The organism is Leifsonia sp. Leaf264, from assembly GCF_001422325.1.
In the GTDB taxonomy this organism is placed as follows: domain Bacteria; phylum Actinomycetota; class Actinomycetes; order Actinomycetales; family Microbacteriaceae; genus Orlajensenia.
In genome coordinates, this window is the sequence record NZ_LMMR01000007.1 from 227953 (window position 1) to 245828 (window position 17876).

A 17876-nucleotide genomic window follows, 5' to 3' on the forward strand; every position below is an offset into this window, starting at 1 on the left:
CATGAGCGCACAGGTGTCCGAGATCTTCGATGCGAGCCAGTGGGCCGACGTTCCGGGCTATGAGGGCCTCACCGACATCACGTACCACCACAGCACCGATGGCCGCATCGCGCGCGTGGCGTTCAACAGGCCCGAGGTGCGCAACGCCTTCAGGCCGCACACCGTCGACGAGCTCTACTCGGCTCTCGAGAACGCCCGCACCGATCCGCGCATCGGCGTCGTGCTGCTGACCGGCAACGGACCCAGCCCTAAGGACGGCGGCTGGGCGTTCTGCTCGGGCGGCGACCAGCGCATCCGCGGGCGCGACGGCTACAAGTACGCCAAGGGCGAGACGGCGACAGGCATCGACGCTGCGCGCTCGGGGCGCCTGCACATCCTCGAGGTGCAGCGGCTGATCCGCTTCATGCCGAAGGTCGTCATCGCCGTCGTTCCGGGGTGGGCGGCCGGCGGCGGGCACTCGTTGCACGTGGTCTGCGACCTCACCATCGCGAGTCGCGAGCAGGCCCGCTTCAAGCAGACCGACGCCGATGTCGGCTCCTTCGACGCCGGCTACGGCAGCGCATACTTCGCGCGACAGATCGGCCAGAAGAACGCGCGCGAGGTGTTCTTCCTGGCCCGTGAGTACTCGGCCGACCGTGCGTACGAGATGGGCGCCGTCAACGCCGTGGTTCCGCATGCCGAGCTCGAGTCGACGGCCATCGAGTGGGCCCGCGAGATCCTCACGAAGTCGCCCACGGCCATCCGCATGCTCAAGTTCGCCTTCAACGCCGTCGATGACGGACTCGTCGGCCAGCAGGTGTTCGCCGGTGAGGCCACCCGTCTCGCCTACGGAACCGACGAGGCCGTCGAGGGTCGCGACTCCTTCCTCGAGAAGCGCGAACCCGACTGGTCGCCGTTCCCCTGGCAGTTCTGACGTGAGTCGCCCCCTCGCGCTCGTCGACGGCGGGAACGCGGATGCCGTTCTCCTGCGCCTGCGCTCGGCCCTCGACGGATCGGGACCGGCCGTCTTCCCGGTGGCACCGGATGCCGGCGCGGAGGCCGCGGCGGATCTCGGAGGGGCGTCGGCCGTGCCGGCCGAGGCCGCTCTCGTCGTGCAGACCAGCGGATCGACGGGCCGCCCCAAGCGCGTGGCGCTGAGCGCCGACGCCTTGCTCGCCTCTGCCGCGGCATCCGCCGACGCCATCGGCGGATCGGGTCAATGGCTGCTCGCGCTGCCCGCGCACTACATCGCCGGGGCGAACGTGCTCGCGCGCTCGATAGCGGCCGGCACCGAGCCCGTGCTGCTGCCCGCTGCCCATTTCGACCCGGCAGCCTTCGCCGATGCCGCCGCCGGCCTCACCGCCGAGCTGCGGTTCACCTCCCTGGTGCCGGCGCAGCTGGCGCGCGTCGTCGACGCCGCCGAGCACGACGGCCGGGTGCTCGAGGCCGCCCGTGGCTTCACCCGCATCCTGCTCGGCGGACAGGCGACGCCCCCGGAACTGCTGGAGCGTGCAGCCGCCCTCGGCATCGCCGTGACGCGCACCTACGGCTCCAGCGAGACCAGCGGCGGCTGCGTCTACGACGGTGCGCCGATCGGGTCGACGCAGATCGCCGTGCACGACGGACAGGTCGAACTGGCCGGCCCGACGCTCGCGCTCGGCTACCTCGACGACGAGTCGCGAACGGCCGAGGCCTTCGTCGAGCGCGACGGATGCCGCTGGTACCGCACCGGCGACCTCGGGGAGCTCACCACCGGCGACGACGGCGGAGGCGGTACAGCAGACGGGGCGGTGCGCCTCCGCGTGCTCGGACGAGCCGACAACGTCATCATCTCGGGCGGCGTGAAGGTGTCGCTCGACGCCGTGGAACGCGCGGTGCGTTCCCTGCCCGGGCTCGAGGGAGCCGTCGTGGTCGGGGTGCGGCATCCGCTCTGGGGAGAGGTGCCCGCCGTGGCCGTCGCTGGAGACCGACAGCCGCATCCGTTCCTCGACGATGTGCGCGCGCAGGTGGGAGCAGAGCTGGGCGCCGCCGCTCGCCCTGCCGTTCTGGAGGAGCTCGACGAGTTGCCCCTCCTCGCCTCCGGCAAGCCCGATCGCCGGGCGATCATCGCGCGGCTGGGCGGCCGGATTGCAGGATGAGACGGCACAGAGCCGCGGATAGCGACTGTGTCGGCTGTGGTCCTGCATCCGTGCGCCCATTCCGCCCGTCAGCTCGAAGCGGAGGCGCCAGCAGCCCGCGCCATAGCTTCTGCCTTTAGGATGCACCTCGTGGCTCAGACTTCACGGCAGACCCCGCAGAACAACGGCGCAGCACACCCCAATGCGACGCGCTCCAACCCGTCGCGCAGCGGCAACCCCGCCAAGCGCGCCGCCGGAGTGCAGCATCCGCTCGGTCGAGTGACCTTCTCGGACTGGGTCGCTGGTGCGAGGCTGCGAACCCTCACGCTCGCGATCGGCCCCGTCGCTGCCGGAACCGGAGCCGCCGTCCTGCTCACGGACCCCGAGGTCGTGCACTGGGTGCGGGCGCTGCTCTGCCTCGCGGTGGCGCTCTGCCTGCAGATCGGCGTGAACTACGCCAACGACTACTCCGACGGCATCAGGGGAACCGACGCGCACCGTGTCGGCCCCGCGCGACTCACGGGTTCGGGCGTCGTCGAGCCCAAGCGCGTGCTCACGGTGGCGCTGGTGTTCTTCGGCCTCGCCGCCGTCGCGGGCCTGCTGCTCGTGATCGCCAGCCAGCAGTGGTGGCTGATCGCCGTCGGCGCCGTGGCCATCCTCGCCGCCTGGTTCTACACCGGGGGCAAGCGACCGTACGGCTACGCGGGTCTCGGCGAGCTCGTCGTGTTCATCTTCTTCGGACTGGTGGCCACGGCCGGCAGCACCTACGTGCAGGTGCTCGACGTGAACCTCGAGAGCTGGCTCGCCGGAGTGGCTCTCGGCCTGGTGGCCTGCGCCGTGCTCATGGTGAACAACATCCGCGACATCGCCCAGGACAAGGTCGCCGGCAAGCGCACCCTCGCGGTGCTCGTCGGTGCGCGGTGGGCGAAGGTGCTGTTCTGCGTGTTCCTGCTGGCACCGTTCGTGATCGTGGGCTTCCTCGCACTGCTCTACCCGATCGCGTGGTTCGTCCTGTTCGCGCTCCTGCTCGCCCTGCCGGCCTGCCTCATCGCCGTGACGGCCAAGACGCCTCCCGAGCTGATCCTCGCCCTGCAGCTGACCAGTTTCACCGGGCTGCTGATGGGGCTCGGACTAGGGGCGGCGTTCGCCCTCTGAGTCTGAGGCCGCCGAGCCGTAGCCGCCGGCGGGCGCAGACGGCGCGGCATCGGTCATCGCGGCATCGTCGATGGCAGCGTCCTCGCTCTCGTCGTCGGCGTTGACCAGCGGCTTCTCGCGGTGGCGGGCGTCGTAGATCGAGGTCGCCACCTGCTCACGCGGGCGGCGCAGGAAGATGTAGGAGAAGGCCAGCCCGAAGAGGGCGGCGACGATGGCCGAGACGTACCAGGGCACGTTCACCAGCATCAGCACCGCGAACGGCACGAAGAACGCGAGCAGTCGCAGGACGGTGTACGTCACCCAGGAGGAAGCCTTCACCCCCCAAGTCTACGATCGGCGGCTGGGTGCCCACTGCCTTCCGGCGTCGCCCCCGGACGGCGGTTGCGACGGAGTTCCGCGGTCCCCGGGATCCTGCAGGAAACCTGCCTAGACTTGCCCCATGACTCGTTTGCTCGTCGGCCTCGTTGTGGCGGCCGTCGTGTTCATGATCTATTCGATCATCGACTGCGCACTGTTCGACCGCCGCCGCGTTCGCGGGCTGCCAAAAGCCGTGTGGCTGATCGTCATCATCTTCGTTCCCCTCGTCGGTGGCGCGCTCTGGTTCCTGGTCGGCCGCGGCCGACGGACCTCCAGCGCACGCGGCCGTTCTCACACCGTCGCCCCTGATGACGACCCCGAGTTCCTCGGGCGCCTGAAGCGCGACGCGGCACAGGAGGAGCGCATCCGCCGGATGGAGCAGGAGCTCGCCGATCTCGATGAGCGTGCCGAGGCCGAAGACGTCGATCCCGACGTCGACCCCGACCACCGCACCGACGGCGACAAGCCCGGCCGAGCGGATGCCTGAGGCCGGAGCCCCGCACAGCCAGAGCCCGGCGTCGGATGCGGCTTTCGCGCTGCTCGGATCGTTCGCGAGCCTCGGCGTGCTCGACGTCGTCGTCTGCCCCGGATCCCGATCGCAGGCGCTCGCCCTCGCCGCAGCGGCGCTCGCCGATGAGGGAGCGCTCCGACTGCACGTGCGCCTCGATGAGCGCGGTGCCGGCTTCCACGCTCTCGGCCTCGCGGTCGAGACGGGCGTTCCCGCCCTCGTCGTGACGACCTCCGGGACCGCCGTCGCCAACCTGCATCCGGCCGTGCTCGAGGCGCACCACTCCAGGGTTCCGCTGATCGTGCTGAGCGCCGACCGGCCGGCCGAGCTCCGCGGCATCCGTTCGAATCAGACGACAGTGCAGCCCGGGATGTTCGGGGGCGCTGTCCGCCTCGACGTCGACGTGCCGGCTCCCGCCGGCCAGCACGATGAGCCAGCGAGTGCATCCGAGCTCGCTGTCCGTGCCGTGCAGGCGGCCACTGACACGGCGAATCCCGGCCCGGTGCACCTCAACCTGCAGTACCGCGAGCCGCTGTCGTCGGGCGACGTCCGCCCGGCATCGTCGTCGGCGTCGGCGTCGGCGTCGTCGTCGTCGGCAGCCGTCGTCGCGCCTGCCGTGTCGGAGCCCCGGACGACGGATGCCGCAACCGACGTCCGGTCCATTCCCCACGGCCCGCTCACCGTCGTGATCGCCGGGCACGGCGCCGGAGAGCTCGCCGAGACCACGGCCAGGGCCGGCGGCTGGCCGCTGCTCGCCGAGGTCTCGAGCGGATCCCGCTTCGGCCCCCAACTCGTGGTCTCGTATCGCGAGCTGCTCGCCGACGAGGAGTTCGGCGGCCGCATCGAGCGCGCGCTGGTGTTCGGGCATCCGACGCTCAGCCGCGAGGTTCCGGCTCTGCTCCGGCGCCCGGGGGTCGAGACCATCGTCGTGAACCCGGCGGCTGCCGAGGGCTACGACCCCGGGCGCACTGCCGTCTTCGTCACCGCTGTGAGCGTCGAGGCGCACGAACAGACTCCCGAGGAGCGCCGTTGGACCGGCCGCTGGGTGGCCGTCAGCCGCGCACTGCGTGATGCCGCGATCGAGGCCGATGCCGACGCGCTCGTGCCGCTGGGGTCGGGCGTGGATGCCCGGCGCGAGTTCCTCAAGGTCGAGCTCGCGGCCGTGAAGAAGCCGATCGACCGGCGGATGCTGGTGGAGGCCCTGTGGAACGCCACCTGGCCGCACGACAGGCTGGTGTTCGGGGCTTCGCGCCTCATCCGCGACGCCGATCGCACGGTGCCCGGCAAGCGCATCAGGGTGCACTCGAATCGCGGCCTCGCCGGCATCGACGGGACAGTCGCGACCGCCCTCGGCCTGGCCGTCGCGAGCCAGGCATCCGGAGCCCCCGGCATCACCAGGGTCCTGCTCGGCGACCTCACGCTGTTGCACGATGCAGGCTCGCTGCTGATCGACGACGGGGAGGTGCGGCCGCGGGTGCTGCTCGTGGTGGGCAACGACGGCGGCGGAACCATCTTCGACACTCTCGAGGTGGCCTCCAGTGCTCCGTCTGACGCCTTCGACCGCGTTCTCTACACACCGCAGACGGTCGACATCGCGGCACTCGCCGGCGCGTACGGATGGGAGTACCGCCGCGCCGAGACCCAGGGACGGTTGACGGATGCGCTGACAGCGCCGGTCACGGGACCGACGATCCTCGAGGTGCCACTGCCGCGCTGAGGCTTCGGCCTAAGGAGGCGGTCGCTTGCGACAACTCACCCCTGAGTCGTGACGCCGTAGGGCAGGATGGGAATCCGCGACGCAGGGAGGCATCAGTTGGCCGAGTTCGAGACGTTCTGGCGCGAGGATCCCGCGCCCCTGCTGCGCGTCGGTCCGGGGTTCGTCCTCGCCGACGCCGACCCGGCTGCGAGCCCGGGGTTCAGTGGACGCAAGCGTGATGCCGCCGAAGCCCTCGCCGACGGCGCCGGCGTGTTGTCGCGGTTGCAGGAGATGTTCTTCGCCGACAGCACGGCCGGCGGAACCCGGTCGGTGCTCCTCGTGCTCCAGGGGATGGACACGGCCGGCAAGGGCGGCATCGTGCGACACGTCGTCGGCGCCGTCGACCCCGGCGGCGTGCACTACCACGCGTTCAAGGCGCCGACCGAGGAGGAACTGGCTCACGACTTCCTCTGGCGGGTGCGGCGTGAGATCCCGCGCGCGGGCCAGGTCGGCGTGTTCGATCGCTCGCACTACGAGGACGTGCTCATCGGCTCGGTGCGCAAGCTGGCATCCGACGAGGTGATCGAGCAGCGCTTCCACGACATCGTCGCCTTCGAGGAGGAGCTGGTGGCCAACGGCACCGTCATCGTCAAGGTGATGCTGCACATCAGCTCGAAGGAGCAGAAGAAGCGGCTGGCCGATCGGCTCGAGCGACCCGACAAGCACTGGAAGTACAACCCAGGCGATGTGACGGAGCGACTGCTCTGGGACGACTACCAGGCCGCGTACCAGCGCGTCTTCGACGAGACGGCGACGACGGATGCCCCGTGGTTCGTCGTTCCGGCCGACCGCAAGTGGTACGCCCGCCTCGCCGTGCAGCACCTGCTCATCGACGCGTTGAACGCCATCGATCCGCACTGGCCGGCACCCGACTACGACATCGAGCACGAGAAGGCGCGGTTGGCGGCCAGCTAGGTGGCCAGCCGGTTTCGGCCGAACCCTCTACGCGAAGACCTCGACGATCGGCCGGAACTTGATGCGCGACTCGGCGAGCTCCTCGGCCGGCACGCTGTCCACGACTATGCCGCATCCGGCATATGCCCGGATGGAGTCGTCATCGCCCACTTGCGCGCAGCGCAGCGCGATGGCCCACTCACCGTCGCCGTTGGCGTCGATCCAGCCGACGGGCCCGGCGTAGCGACCCCGATCGAAGGGCTCGAGCTCGCCGATGATCGCGAGTGCCGCCTCGGTCGGGGTCCCGGCGACGGCGGCGGTCGGGTGCATGGCCGCCACGAGGTCGAGCGCCGTCGACCCGTCGTGGAGCACCCCCTCGACATCCGTCGCCAGATGCCACAGGTTCGGCAGCTGCAGCGTGAACGGGTGCGAGTTCTGCAGCCGTGTCGTGTGCGGCCCGAGCGTGGCGAGCACGCTCTGCACGGCGTAACCGTGCTCGGCGAGGTCCTTGGGCGACCGGGTGAGCCCTGAGGCGACCTTCTCGTCGGCCACGGCGTCGCGGCCGCGCGGAGCGGTGCCGGCGAGCACCCGGGCCGAGACCGTGCCGGCCTCCGAACGGACGAGGGTCTCGGGGCTCGAGCCGAGCATCCCGTCGACCGAGAACGTCCAGCAGTCCGGGTAGCCGAGGGCGAGCTCGGCGAGCACCCGCCGCAGGTCGCTCCCCGGCGGCACCGAGCCGACGAGATCGCGGGCGAGAACCACCTTGCGGGCATCGGATGCCGCGATGTGCCGAACGGCGGATGCGACGGCCGCCATGAAGTCCGACGGCGGCAACTCGCCAGGCCGGAAGGTCACGCGGTAGTCGTCGCCGAAGGCCGTGGCGACGGGCTCGCGGCCTGCGGCGGAGGTGGCGTCGGCGTCGACCGCGTCTGCGTCGATCCCTGACACCCGCGTCACCCAGCTGTGCGATCCGCGACGCCCCACGATGATCTCCGGCACTATGAGCACGCTCGTGGCGGCGGACTCGTCGGAGAAGCCGAAGGTGCCGAACGCAACGAGGCCAGTGCCCGGCAGCCCCACGGTGTCGTGCACCTGGGCGAGGCGGGCCACGTCGGCCCACGCTGCTGCGGCATCCGTGAACCGGGTGGGTCCGCTGAACTCCAGGCGCAGGGCCTCGCCGGCGCCGACGAAGCCCTCGCCGCGGCGCATCCACATGAGGGGAGAGCGCTGCTCGGCGAAGAAGAGGAGCGAGCGGATGCCGTCGACGGGGGTCGTCTCGATTCGCAATGCCCGCACCCGGGACTCCGTCGCCGTCACCATCTCAGCCTACGCGTCGCTCACCGCTCGCTGAGGCCCCGGCGAAGTCCGCGGTCGAAGCGCCATCTGCGCGCGCTTCGAGCGATCGTTTCGCTCGGCCCTCAGGGAGAGGTTGCGGGTCACGCGTCGACGACCTCGACTCCGCGCCAGAAGGCCACGTAGTCGGTGATGTTCTCGGCGGCAGGCAGCGGCGTCGGATAGGTCCAGGCTGCATCGGCGTTCTGGGTGCCGTCGACGGTCACGTGGAAGTAGCTGGCGGTGCCCTTCCAGGAGCACACCGTGTGGCGCTCGCTCGGGCTGAAGTACTGGGGGTCGAGGGCCGCGGCGGGGAAGTACTGGTTGCCCTCCACCTCGATGGTCTCGTCGGACTCTGCGAGGACTGCGCCGTTCCAGATGGCCTTCTTCATCACGTGCCTTTCGTCGGAGGGAGCGCTCGGTCGTGAAGCGCCATTCTCGACAACAGCATGCGAATGCATCCTGTTCCCGCCTGTCAGGGTGTTCGCAGCCCGGGACTGAACGGATCGGCCGCCGCCTAAACTCGAACCATGACGCGCGCCGATCTCCGCAAGCAGCCCGAGCAGGTCTCCGCGATGTTCGATGACGTCGCCGCGAGCTACGACCGCACCAACAACGTGCTGTCGATGGGCAACGCCGTGCTCTGGCGCCGCGCCACGACACGTGCCGTGGCGCCGGTGCGCGGTGAATCCGTGCTCGACGTCGCAGCTGGCACTGGAACGTCGAGCGCCTCGCTGGCCGCGAGCGGCGCCTACGTGACGGCCGCCGACTTCTCCCCGGGCATGATCGAGGTCGGTCGACGTCGGCAGGCCGGCGCGACCAACATCGTCTTCATCGAGGCCGATGCCACGAAGCTGCCGTTCGACGACGAATCGTTCGATGCCGTCACCATCTCCTTCGGCCTGCGCAACGTCGTGGAGCCGCAGAAGGCCATCGCCGAGTTCCTCCGCGTGACCAAGCCGGGAGGCCGGCTCGTCATCTGCGAGTTCTCGACTCCGCCGCTCGGCGTCGTGCGCTTCGGCTACGGGATCTACCAGCGCTACGTGATGCCGCCGCTGGTGAAGCTGTCGAGCTCGAACGACTCGGCCTACGACTACCTCAACGAGTCGATCAACGACTGGCCGGACCAGTCGACGCTGAGCGGCTGGCTGCGCGAGGCCGGCTACACGGATGTGGAGCACCGCAACCTCACCGCCGGCGTCGTGGCCCTGCACCGGGGCACGAAGCCCCAGACTCGCTGATGGGGCGGCGCTGAGGGGTCAACCGCCGGTTCGGCGCGATCCCCCAGCCGCACTGGGTAGGCTGAAGGGGTGATTTCCCCTGTCGTGCGCCGCGGCAGTGCGCTTGCCTCGCAGTTGGGCCTCAGCGACCGACTGCGCGCCACCCCCGCAGACCGCGACTTCTTCCGATCCGTCGAAGCCGGACTCGACGAGATCGAGCGCCGACTCAGCGAGCAGGTCGCCTTCGCCGACGAGATCGCCGACGTCACCACCCGATACCTGCTGAACGCCGGAGGCAAGCGGGTGCGTCCGATGCTCACCCTGCTCACGGCGCACCTCGGCGACGGCATCAACCGCGACGTCATCACGGCCGCCACGGCCATCGAGATCACCCATCTCGCCTCGCTCTACCACGACGACGTCATGGACGACTCCGACAAGCGCCGGGGCGTTCCGAGCGCGCAGACAGTGTGGGGCAACTCCGTCGCCATCCTCGCGGGCGACCTGCTGTTCGCGCGTGCCAGCCAGCTCATGGCCGGTCTCGGCGAAGGCGCCATCCGACTGCAGGCCACCACCTTCGAGCGCCTCGTGCTCGGGCAGCTGCACGAGACCGTGGGCCCTGACGACGGTCAGGACCCCGTCGATCACTACCTCGGGGTGCTCGCCGACAAGACAGGCTCGCTCATCGCCCTGGCCGCTCAATCCGGCGTGATCTTCTCGAACGCGCCGAGCGAGTACGAGCAGCCGATCGTCGATTACGGCGAGCGCATCGGCATCGCTTTCCAGCTCATCGACGACGTCATCGACCTGTCGCCGCAGCCCGAGGAGACCGGCAAGGTTCCCGGCACCGACCTGCGCGCCGGCGTCGTCACGCTGCCGCTGCTCCGTCTTCGTGAGGCCGCGCTGACGGATGCGGCATCCGCAGACCTCCTCCTCCGCCTCGAGGCCGGCGTCATCGGCCTGCTCGACGTCGACGAGGTCGCCGCAGACGCCCTCATCGCCGAGCTCCGCGAGCACCCCGTGACAGCGGCGACCCTCGCCGAGGCTCACCGCTGGGCGCACGAGGCCGTCGCCGGGCTCGACACCCTGCCCAACGGACCCGTCAAGAAAGCGCTCATCCGTTTCGCCGACACGATCGTCGAACGCAGCAGTTAGGAACGTCACCCCACGATGACCAAGCTCCGCCTCGCCATCGTCGGCGCCGGCCCTGCCGGAATCTACGCCGCCGACATCCTGCTCAAAGCAGAACGGAACTTCGACGTCTCGATCGACCTGTTCGATCACCTGCCCGCGCCCTACGGGCTCGTGCGCTACGGCGTCGCCCCCGACCACCCCCGCATCAAGGGCATCATCAACGCCCTGCGGGAGGTGCTCGACCGCGGCGACATCCGCATCTTCGGCAACGTGCGCTTCGGCGTCGACATCACGCTCGACGACCTCAAGAAGCACTACAACGCGGTGATCTTCGCCACCGGCGCCGTTCGCGACGCCGAGCTGCCGGTTCCCGGCGTGGAACTCGAGGGCTCGTACGGCGCCGCCGAGTTCGTCAGCTGGTTCGACGGCCACCCCGACTACCCGCGCGAGTGGCCGCTCGACGCCGAGTCCGTCGCCGTCATCGGTAACGGCAACGTGGCGCTCGACGTGGCCCGCATGCTCGCGAAGCACGCTGAAGACCTGCTGCCCACCGAGATCCCCGCGAACGTGCACGCCGGGCTCGCCGCGTCACCCGTGACCGACGTGCACGTCTTCGGTCGCCGGGGCCCGACATCGGTCAAGTTCACCCCGCTCGAACTGCGCGAGCTCGGCGAGTTGCGCGACGTCGACATGATCGTGCACGACGAGGACTTCGACTACGACGATGCCGCGCGCGCGGCCGTCAGCGGCAACAAGCAGGTCTTCGTGATCGACAAGACCCTGCAGCAGTGGCGCCAGCGCGAGGTCGGCCAGGCGTCACGACGCCTGCACCTGCACTTCTTCGCCAAGCCGCTGGAGCTCGTCGACGACGGCACCGGCCGGGTGGGCGCCATCCGTTTCGAGCGTACGGCGCCGGATGGCGAAGGCGGCGTCGTCGGCACGGGCGAGGTGCGGGAGATCCCGATCCAGGCGCTCTACCGGGCCGTCGGCTACTTCGGTTCCCCGCTACCCGGAGTGCCCTTCGACAAGAAGCGCGGAGTGATCCCGAACCACGAGGGCCAGGTGCTCGTGAAGGACGCCGAGTCTGGCCAGTCCCGGCAGATGTACGGCGTCTACGCCACGGGGTGGATCAAGCGCGGACCGGTCGGCCTCATCGGCCACACCAAGTCCGATGCGATGGAGACCATCAAGCACGTCATCAACGACCTCGGCAACTGGTGGAGCCCCGAGTCGCCGTCCGAGGAGTCGATCGTGGCCCTGCTCGACGAGCGCGGGATCGAGTACACCGATCTCGACGGCTGGCACAACCTCGACGAGCACGAGAAGGCACTCGGCGAGGCCGAGGGTCGGGTGCGCATCAAGGTCGTGCCGCGCGACGAGATGGTGCAGATCTCGAGGGGCTAGTCTCCTGAGACCAGCGGGCGGATGACGTCCCGCAGCGCGGCATGGTGCGCCGCCACGTCGTCGAGCGTCGTCGTCGGGCACATCAGCGCCATGTTGTGGAACGGCGTGAGCAGGATGCCGCGGTTGGCGAGGGCCAGGTGCAGGTAGTCCTCCAGCTCGGGGTCGGCTGCGGCTGCCGCATCCGTTCCGTTGCTCGGATACGGCGTCGCGAACCTGTACTCGGCCCGCGCACCCAGCTGGTTGATCGACCACGGCAGCTCGAACTCGGCGATGATCGCTCGGACACCGTCCGTGAAGGCCTTCGCGGTTGCGATCATTTCGTCGAAGGCGGCATCCGTCAGCACGTGCTCGAGAGTGGCTCGCATGGCCGCGACGGAGAGCGGGGAGCCCGCGAGGGTGCCGCCGACGCCGCCCATGTCGACGATGTCGAGGTCGTCGCGGTCCAGGATGCCCCGGGCGAGTTCGGCTGAGAGGCCGTAGGCGCCGCTCGGGATGCCGCCGCCGATGGCCTTGCCGATGACGACGACGTCGGGTTCGAGTCCCCAGGCCTGCGTTGCACCACCCGGCCCGGCCGAGAACGTGTGCGTCTCGTCGATGATGAGCAGGGCGCCGTACTTGCGGGTGAGCCGGCGCACCTCGTCGTGGTAGCCGGGCTCCGGCAGCACGATGCCGATGTTCGTGAGCGCCGGTTCGATGAGCACCGCCGCCACGTCGCCGTGCTTGAGCTGCTGCTTCAGTGAGCGCACGTCGTTGAACTCCGCCACGCGGCTGGTCTCGGTGACGGGCACCGGTGCGCCGACGTTGCCCGGGCGGTCCATGCCCTCGCCGTCGGGTCCGACGACGATCAGCGATTCGTCGACGCTGCCGTGGTAGCAGTAGGAGTGGAACAGGATCTTGCTGCGGCCGGTGAGTGCTCGCACGAGGCGGATGGCCCAGCGGTTGGCATCAGTCGCCGTCAGGGTGAAGCTCCACGCGTCCATGCCGAAGCGGCGGGAGAGCTCGGCGCCCACCCACTCGGCATCCGTCGTGGGCATCATCATGGTCATGCCGCCCTGTTCGTAGATGCGCCGACCGACGGCGTCGACGACGGGAGCGGGGGAGTGGCCGGCCATTGCGCCCGTATCGCCCAGCGCGAAGTCGATGTACTCGTTGCCGTCGATGTCGACCACGCGATTGCCGCGCGCGCTCTCCGCGTACAGCGGGAACGCGCCGGCCTTCTTGTTCATCCAGGTCATCGGCACGCGGCCGAACAGGTGTCCGGCATCGGCGTAGGCGGCCGCCGATCTCGGATTGCGTTCGGCGAACACGGCCGCCTCACGCTCGGACAGTCGCGCCAGTCGGCCCCGGTCGATCATGCGTGCTCCTTCGCTCGTGAGGGAACTCTACTGGCGAGGTCGGGACGCGCTCGGCAGGCCCGGCTCCTAGAGTGAAGCTGTGGTCAGATCGCACGGATGGCAGCCGGATGTGCTGGGGCGCGGGTACGAGCAGCTCACGCTGCCCCTCGCGGACGACTCCGAGGGCGAGGTCGTCGCCACCCTGGTGCGCCGCCGTGGCCTACCGCTCGAACTGCCGGGACACGGGCCGGCGCACGGCATCGACGTGCTCTACGTGCACGGCTGGTCGGACTACTTCTTCCAGACCCACCTCGCCGACTACTGGCACGACAAGGGCGCCCGCTTCTTCGCCCTCGACCTGCGCAAGTACGGCCGCAGCCTGCGCCCGCACCAGACGCCGGGGTTCGTCACCGATCTGGGCGAGTACGACGAGGACATCGAAGCGGCGCTCGCCGCCATGGGGCACTCGCCGCACGACGACCTGGGCGGGAGGTCTCTCGTGCTCATGGGCCACTCGACCGGAGGCCTGACCATGAGCCTCTGGGCGGCGCGGCATCCGCATCGCACTCGGGGCGTCGTGCTCAACAGTGCCTGGCTCGAGTTCCAGGCCAGTGCCATCGGGCGACAGGCCATCACCCCGCTCACCCGTGCCGAGGCCCGCCTCAACCCGCGCGCGCCGATGCCCAACGTCGACCTCGGGTTCTACACCCGGGCCGTCTCCAAGGCAGCCGGCGAGGGCGAGTGGGAGTACGACGACGCGTGGCGGCCGGTGCGTGGCTTCCCCGTGCACCCAGCGTGGCTGAGCGCCATCTTCTCCGGCCAGGCGCGCGTCGCAGCCGGCCTCGACATCCAGGCGCCGGTGCTCTCGATGATGTCGGACCGCTCCACCATCGCCCCGCGCTGGTCGACGGCGATGCGCTCGAGCGACTCGGTGCTGGTCGTCGACGACATCGCCGCTCGCTCGCTCAAGCTCGGCGGCACCGTGACCGTCGCGCGCGTTCCGGGCGCCCTGCACGACGTCTTCCTGTCGGCGCCGCCGGCCCGCGAGGCCGCGATGGCGGCAATCACGCGGTGGCTGAGCGGGTACGCCCCGAACTGATAGCGGCTCCGGATGCCGCGGGTCGCCCCGCGCGCCATTTCGTCGTGGACTGCACCGCCTATCGGGGGCGCGCTACCCCGCGAAATGGCGCAGGGCGGGAGGGCGCAGCCGCCGCTCATGCTGTCGCCGCTCAGGCTGTCGCCGCTCGGGCTGTCGGCGCTCAGGCCGACGGCGCGAACGGGCCGTGCAGCGCCGCCCATTGCAGCAGCATGATGGTCTTCGCGTCGATGATGTCGTCGCCGATGCGAGCCAGCGCCTCGTTGAACGGCACCTCGAGCACGGTGATGTCCTCGCCCTCATCGGCGAGGCCGCCGCCCGCTGCGCGGTCGGCATCGTACGGCGCAGCGTAGAAGTGCAGCTTCTCGGTGACCGAGCCCGGACTCATGTACACGTCGAAGACATGCTCGACGGCGCCGACCTGCACGCCGCTCTCCTCCTCGGCCTCGCGACGGATGGCGGTCTCGGCGTCATCGTCGTCGAGCAGACCGCCGACGGTCTCGATGAGGTTGCCGTCCTCATGCCCGTTCACGTAGGCCGGGAAGCGGAACTGGCTGGTCAGGAGCACAGTGCGATCCGCGCTGTTGTACAGCAGGATGGTCGCGCCGTCGCCGCGGTCGTAGGTCTCCCGCTCCTGGGTCGACCACGTTCCGTCGCTGTGCTGGAAGTCGAAGGACGTGACCCGGGTGACGTACCAGTTCGAGGTGAGCAGTCGCACGTCGCGGATGCGCACCCGCGGGTTGCCGGAGAGGTCGAGCCCCACCCGGTCGAGTCCGGTGCGCCCGCGGCGGTCGGGGGCATCGACGCCGGGCACGCCGAGGATGCCGGCATCGGGCCCGGCGCCGGCTGCGGCATCCGTCATCGAGTCAGCGGAAGTTGACGAACTGGAGGGCGACCTCGAGGTCCTTGCCCTTGAGCAGGGCCATGGTGGCCTGCAGGTCGTCGCGGCTCTTGGACGAGACGCGCAGCTCATCGCCCTGGATCTGGCTCTTGACGCTCTTGGGAGCCTCGTCGCGGATGATCTTCGAGACCTTCTTGGCGTTCTCGCTGTCGATGCCGTTCTTCAGGGCGATCTCGATGCGGAACTCCTTGCCGGACGGGTACGGTTCGCCGGTGTCGAGCGAGCGCAGTGTGATGCCGCGCTTGATGAACTTCGACTCGACCACCTCGAGCACGGCCTTGACGCGCTCGTCGGTGGCGGCCTTCAGCAGGATCTTCTCGCCGCTCCATTCGACCGAGGCGCCGACGTTCTTGAAGTCGTAGCGCTGCTCGACCTCTTTGCGCGCCTGGTTGACGGCGTTCTCCGCCTCCATCTTGTCGACCTTGGAAACGATGTCAAACGTGGAATCAGCCATGCTGCCAGCCTACCGATCCCTGCTCCCGCTGATCGAGTAGTGCCCGACGAAGTCGGCCACGTATCGAGATCCGGTCGGCGGGGCCCATGCGCGTCGCCGGCGGCGGCGCCACTCGATCGAGGTCAGGTCGACGGCCGCGCCGTGCTGGAGCGCACCTTCAGGGCGAACGGCAGCGGCGTCGTCGCCGGCAGCTCCGCGAGCGGCGAGGGCGCCAGTTCTTCCATGAGCATCTCGGCGGCCTTCTCGCCCTGTCCGCGTGGGAACTGGGCGACGGTGGTGAGGCCGAAGAAGTCCGACAGGTCGTGGTCGTCGATGCCGACGATCGACACGTCGCGCGGCACGACCAGGCCGAGGTCGCGGGCCGCCAGCAGCGAGCCCATCGCCATCTCGTCCGACGCGGCGAAGATCGCGGTCGGCCTGTCGTGCGGAACGCCCAGCAGCTGCTTCGCCGCGTGGTAACCACCCTTGATGGTGAAGTCGGCCGGCGCGAACAGCGACGGGTCGATCTCGACCCCGGCATCCGTCAGCGCATGCTCGTAGCCGAGACGCCGGTTCGTGGGCAGGTGGAAGTCGAGGTCGAACTCGAGGGTGCCGCCGATGTGGGCGATGCGGGTGTGCCCCAGCCCGAGGAGGTGCTCGGTGGCCAGGCGTGCGACGGCCGTGTCGTCGACGGTGAGGGTGCGCACGCCGGGGATCGGGCCGCCGACGCCCACGAGGGGCTTCCGCAACGCGTGCAGTCGCGTCACCTCGCTCTCGGTGAGCTCGAGGGAGATGGCGATCACCGCATCCACCCGCTGGCGCAGCAGGAAGTGCTCGAACACACTGCGCCTCTCGTCGCCGTCTCCGGAGAGGTTGTACAGGGTGAGGTCGTAGCCGTGACGCAGGAGCGACTGCTGGGCGCCTTCGAGCACCGAGGAGAAGAACCACCGGTTGAGGAACGGCACCACGACGCCGATGTTCCGGGTGCGACCGGATGCCAGGCTCGAGGCATTCGACGACACCACGTAGTCGAGCTCGAGGGCCGCGGCCTCCACCTTGAGACGGGTGGCAGGAGAGACGTGAGCGTTGCCGCTGAGGGCGCGCGAGACGGTGGCTGTCGAGACCCCGGCGAGCCGGGCGACCTCTTCGATGCCGGCCATGAACGTGCCCTTCGATTCGTCTGCCCGTGAATCCTATCGGCGTACGGCACGCCCGGGCCGACAGGGCGTCCGGGCAACCCGCCCTGCGGCGGCATCCGTCGATTTCACGACTGGCGATCTGCCGGTTATCCTTGTCACGCGTCTTCGGTCATGTGGTTGCATGTGGTCGGGTGCGCTTCGGCGAGTTACCCAAGCGGCCAAAGGGATCTGACTGTAAATCAGACTGCTCAGCATTCGGGGGTTCGAATCCCTCACTCGCCACCAGAAGCCCCGGCGGATCCTCGGATCCGGCCGGGGCTTTCTCGTGCTGCCGGATGCCGTTTCTCGTGCTGCCGGATGCCGCGGGGCGTCGGGCTGGATGGCCCGTCAGTCGTGCCAGGTGCCCATCCACTCGTCCCAGTGCGGTCCTCGGCCCAGGGAGTCGCCCGACTGCGCCTGCTCGTGCAGTCCGCGCATGGCGAACCCGAGGTAGCGGAGGTGGAGTGCGTCGGCATGCGCCCGGGGGAACGGGAGCGCCGGGCGCAGGTGCAGCAGGAGCTGCATCACGTCGGCCGTCGTGAAACCGTCGGGCACCATGCCATCGGCGCGATCACGCTCGACCAGTGCTTCGAGGTTGGTGCGTAGATCCTCCGATGCCGCGGCGAGCTGCGGCGAGATCGGCCCCCCGCCACCCGGCGGCTGCAGGATGGGACCCGTGGCGCCGGCGATCTGCCGTGCGAGGAAGGTGCCGACGGCTCCAGCCGGCATGGCGCCGGGCTCGTCGCCGGCCTCTTCAGTGGAGGAGTGGACGGGCACGCCGTCGGCTGCAAGCCGAACCTCGCGGGCCAGGGCAGCGGCTTCGGTGACGGCGTGAACGCGGAGCGCCTCGACCAGCGCCTCCTTCGTCGGGTAGCGCCGATAGATGGAACCGACACCGACACCGGCGTGGCGGGCGATCTCGGCCATCGATGCGTCGTGACCGCGGGCGGAGAAGACCTCGCGGGCCGCCGTGAGCACGGCGGAATCGTTCGATCGGGCCTCCCGCTGCCGCCCGGGCAGGGGGCGGTCGGTGGCTGCGGGGTCCGGCATGACCTCAGTGTAGATGAATGCTATTCTG

General features: G+C 69.8%; 18 protein-coding genes and 1 tRNA gene. 11 read left to right on the top strand and 8 right to left on the bottom strand.

The features are described 5' to 3' along the window. Position 1 precedes the first annotated feature (1 nt). From ASF30_RS16860 to ASF30_RS16870, 3 genes are all read left to right on the top strand, one after another. Complete coding sequence (locus tag ASF30_RS16860; protein ID WP_055909336.1) at positions 2 to 913, top strand: 1,4-dihydroxy-2-naphthoyl-CoA synthase; 912 nt, start codon at positions 2 to 4, stop codon at positions 911 to 913. Between the two features lies 1 nt (position 914). Continuing rightward, positions 915 to 2117, top strand: coding sequence for an AMP-binding protein (locus ASF30_RS16865; RefSeq protein WP_055909338.1), 1203 nt, complete (start codon positions 915 to 917; stop codon positions 2115 to 2117). A gap of 120 nt (positions 2118 to 2237) precedes the next feature. Beyond that, the gene (locus tag ASF30_RS16870; protein WP_055909341.1) at positions 2238 to 3251 is read left to right on the top strand and encodes a 1,4-dihydroxy-2-naphthoate polyprenyltransferase; all 1014 of its coding nucleotides are present in this window, start codon (positions 2238 to 2240) and stop codon (positions 3249 to 3251) included. On the opposite strand, the gene ASF30_RS16875 is transcribed toward ASF30_RS16870, so the two are convergent. Continuing rightward, positions 3228 to 3569, bottom strand: a complete 342-nt coding sequence (locus ASF30_RS16875) for a DUF4229 domain-containing protein (RefSeq protein ID WP_082467989.1) — start codon at positions 3567 to 3569, stop codon at positions 3228 to 3230. The two genes, ASF30_RS16870 and ASF30_RS16875, sit on opposite strands and share 24 nt — an antisense overlap. 121 nt (positions 3570 to 3690) lie before the next feature. Between ASF30_RS16875 and ASF30_RS16880 the strand changes: the two genes are divergently transcribed. The 3 genes from ASF30_RS16880 to ASF30_RS16890 all read left to right on the top strand — a co-directional run bounded on the left by ASF30_RS16880 (position 3691) and on the right by ASF30_RS16890 (position 6787). Further along, complete coding sequence (locus ASF30_RS16880; protein ID WP_055909347.1) at positions 3691 to 4095, top strand: PLD nuclease N-terminal domain-containing protein; 405 nt, start codon at positions 3691 to 3693, stop codon at positions 4093 to 4095. Further along, a complete protein-coding gene (gene menD / locus ASF30_RS16885) occupies positions 4088 to 5833 on the top strand; it encodes a 2-succinyl-5-enolpyruvyl-6-hydroxy-3-cyclohexene-1-carboxylic-acid synthase (RefSeq protein WP_055909348.1) in 1746 nt (581 codons plus the stop codon). The genes ASF30_RS16880 and menD overlap by 8 nt, the downstream gene beginning before the upstream one ends. 66 nt (positions 5834 to 5899) lie before the next feature. Continuing rightward, positions 5900 to 6787, top strand: coding sequence for a PPK2 family polyphosphate kinase (locus ASF30_RS16890; RefSeq protein WP_055909350.1), 888 nt, complete (start codon positions 5900 to 5902; stop codon positions 6785 to 6787). A gap of 27 nt (positions 6788 to 6814) precedes the next feature. Here the strand turns inward: ASF30_RS16890 and ASF30_RS16895 are convergent, their stop codons facing one another. After that, positions 6815 to 8083 carry an isochorismate synthase gene (locus tag ASF30_RS16895; protein ID WP_235480373.1) on the bottom strand — a complete coding sequence of 423 codons (1269 nt, stop codon included), beginning with the start codon at positions 8081 to 8083 and terminating at the stop codon, positions 6815 to 6817. Positions 8084 to 8202: 119 nt separating this feature from the next. Continuing rightward, positions 8203 to 8490, bottom strand: a complete 288-nt coding sequence (locus tag ASF30_RS16900; protein ID WP_055909354.1) for a DUF427 domain-containing protein — start codon at positions 8488 to 8490, stop codon at positions 8203 to 8205. A gap of 138 nt (positions 8491 to 8628) precedes the next feature. Between ASF30_RS16900 and ASF30_RS16905 the strand changes: the two genes are divergently transcribed. From ASF30_RS16905 to ASF30_RS16915, 3 genes are all read left to right on the top strand, one after another. Further along, the gene (locus tag ASF30_RS16905; RefSeq protein ID WP_055909357.1) at positions 8629 to 9339 is read left to right on the top strand and encodes a class I SAM-dependent methyltransferase; all 711 of its coding nucleotides are present in this window, start codon (positions 8629 to 8631) and stop codon (positions 9337 to 9339) included. Positions 9340 to 9411: 72 nt separating this feature from the next. Further along, positions 9412 to 10473, top strand: a complete 1062-nt coding sequence (locus tag ASF30_RS16910; protein WP_055910416.1) for a polyprenyl synthetase family protein — start codon at positions 9412 to 9414, stop codon at positions 10471 to 10473. Positions 10474 to 10488: 15 nt separating this feature from the next. Beyond that, on the top strand, positions 10489 to 11856 hold the full coding sequence (locus ASF30_RS16915) for an FAD-dependent oxidoreductase (protein ID WP_055909359.1): 1368 nt from the start codon (positions 10489 to 10491) through the stop codon (positions 11854 to 11856). On the opposite strand, the gene ASF30_RS16920 is transcribed toward ASF30_RS16915, so the two are convergent. Continuing rightward, positions 11853 to 13211, bottom strand: a complete 1359-nt coding sequence (locus tag ASF30_RS16920; RefSeq protein ID WP_055909360.1) for a transaminase — start codon at positions 13209 to 13211, stop codon at positions 11853 to 11855. The genes ASF30_RS16915 and ASF30_RS16920 overlap by 4 nt on opposite strands. Before the next feature lie 79 nt (positions 13212 to 13290). On the opposite strand from ASF30_RS16920, the gene ASF30_RS16925 reads away from it, so the two are divergent. Further along, positions 13291 to 14289 carry an alpha/beta hydrolase gene (locus tag ASF30_RS16925; RefSeq protein WP_055909363.1) on the top strand — a complete coding sequence of 333 codons (999 nt, stop codon included), beginning with the start codon at positions 13291 to 13293 and terminating at the stop codon, positions 14287 to 14289. A 160-nt stretch (positions 14290 to 14449) separates the two neighbouring features. Here the strand turns inward: ASF30_RS16925 and ASF30_RS16930 are convergent, their stop codons facing one another. From ASF30_RS16930 to ASF30_RS16940, 3 genes are all read right to left on the bottom strand, one after another. Continuing rightward, a complete protein-coding gene (locus ASF30_RS16930; protein WP_055909364.1) occupies positions 14450 to 15148 on the bottom strand; it encodes an NUDIX domain-containing protein in 699 nt (232 codons plus the stop codon). A 4-nt stretch (positions 15149 to 15152) separates the two neighbouring features. Further along, entirely contained in the window at positions 15153 to 15641 is a 489-nt protein-coding gene (locus ASF30_RS16935; protein WP_055909368.1) for a YajQ family cyclic di-GMP-binding protein, read from the bottom strand. A gap of 122 nt (positions 15642 to 15763) precedes the next feature. Further along, positions 15764 to 16780 (bottom strand): LacI family DNA-binding transcriptional regulator, encoded by a 1017-nt coding sequence (locus ASF30_RS16940; RefSeq protein WP_055909370.1) that lies wholly within the window; start codon positions 16778 to 16780, stop codon positions 15764 to 15766. Positions 16781 to 16959: 179 nt separating this feature from the next. Here ASF30_RS16940 and ASF30_RS16945 point away from each other — a divergent pair. Continuing rightward, positions 16960 to 17044: transfer RNA gene (locus ASF30_RS16945), tRNA-Tyr, on the top strand. Positions 17045 to 17146: 102 nt separating this feature from the next. Here the strand turns inward: ASF30_RS16945 and ASF30_RS16950 are convergent. Beyond that, positions 17147 to 17848 carry a helix-turn-helix domain-containing protein gene (locus ASF30_RS16950; RefSeq protein ID WP_055909374.1) on the bottom strand — a complete coding sequence of 234 codons (702 nt, stop codon included), beginning with the start codon at positions 17846 to 17848 and terminating at the stop codon, positions 17147 to 17149. Positions 17849 to 17876: the final 28 nt, after the last annotated feature.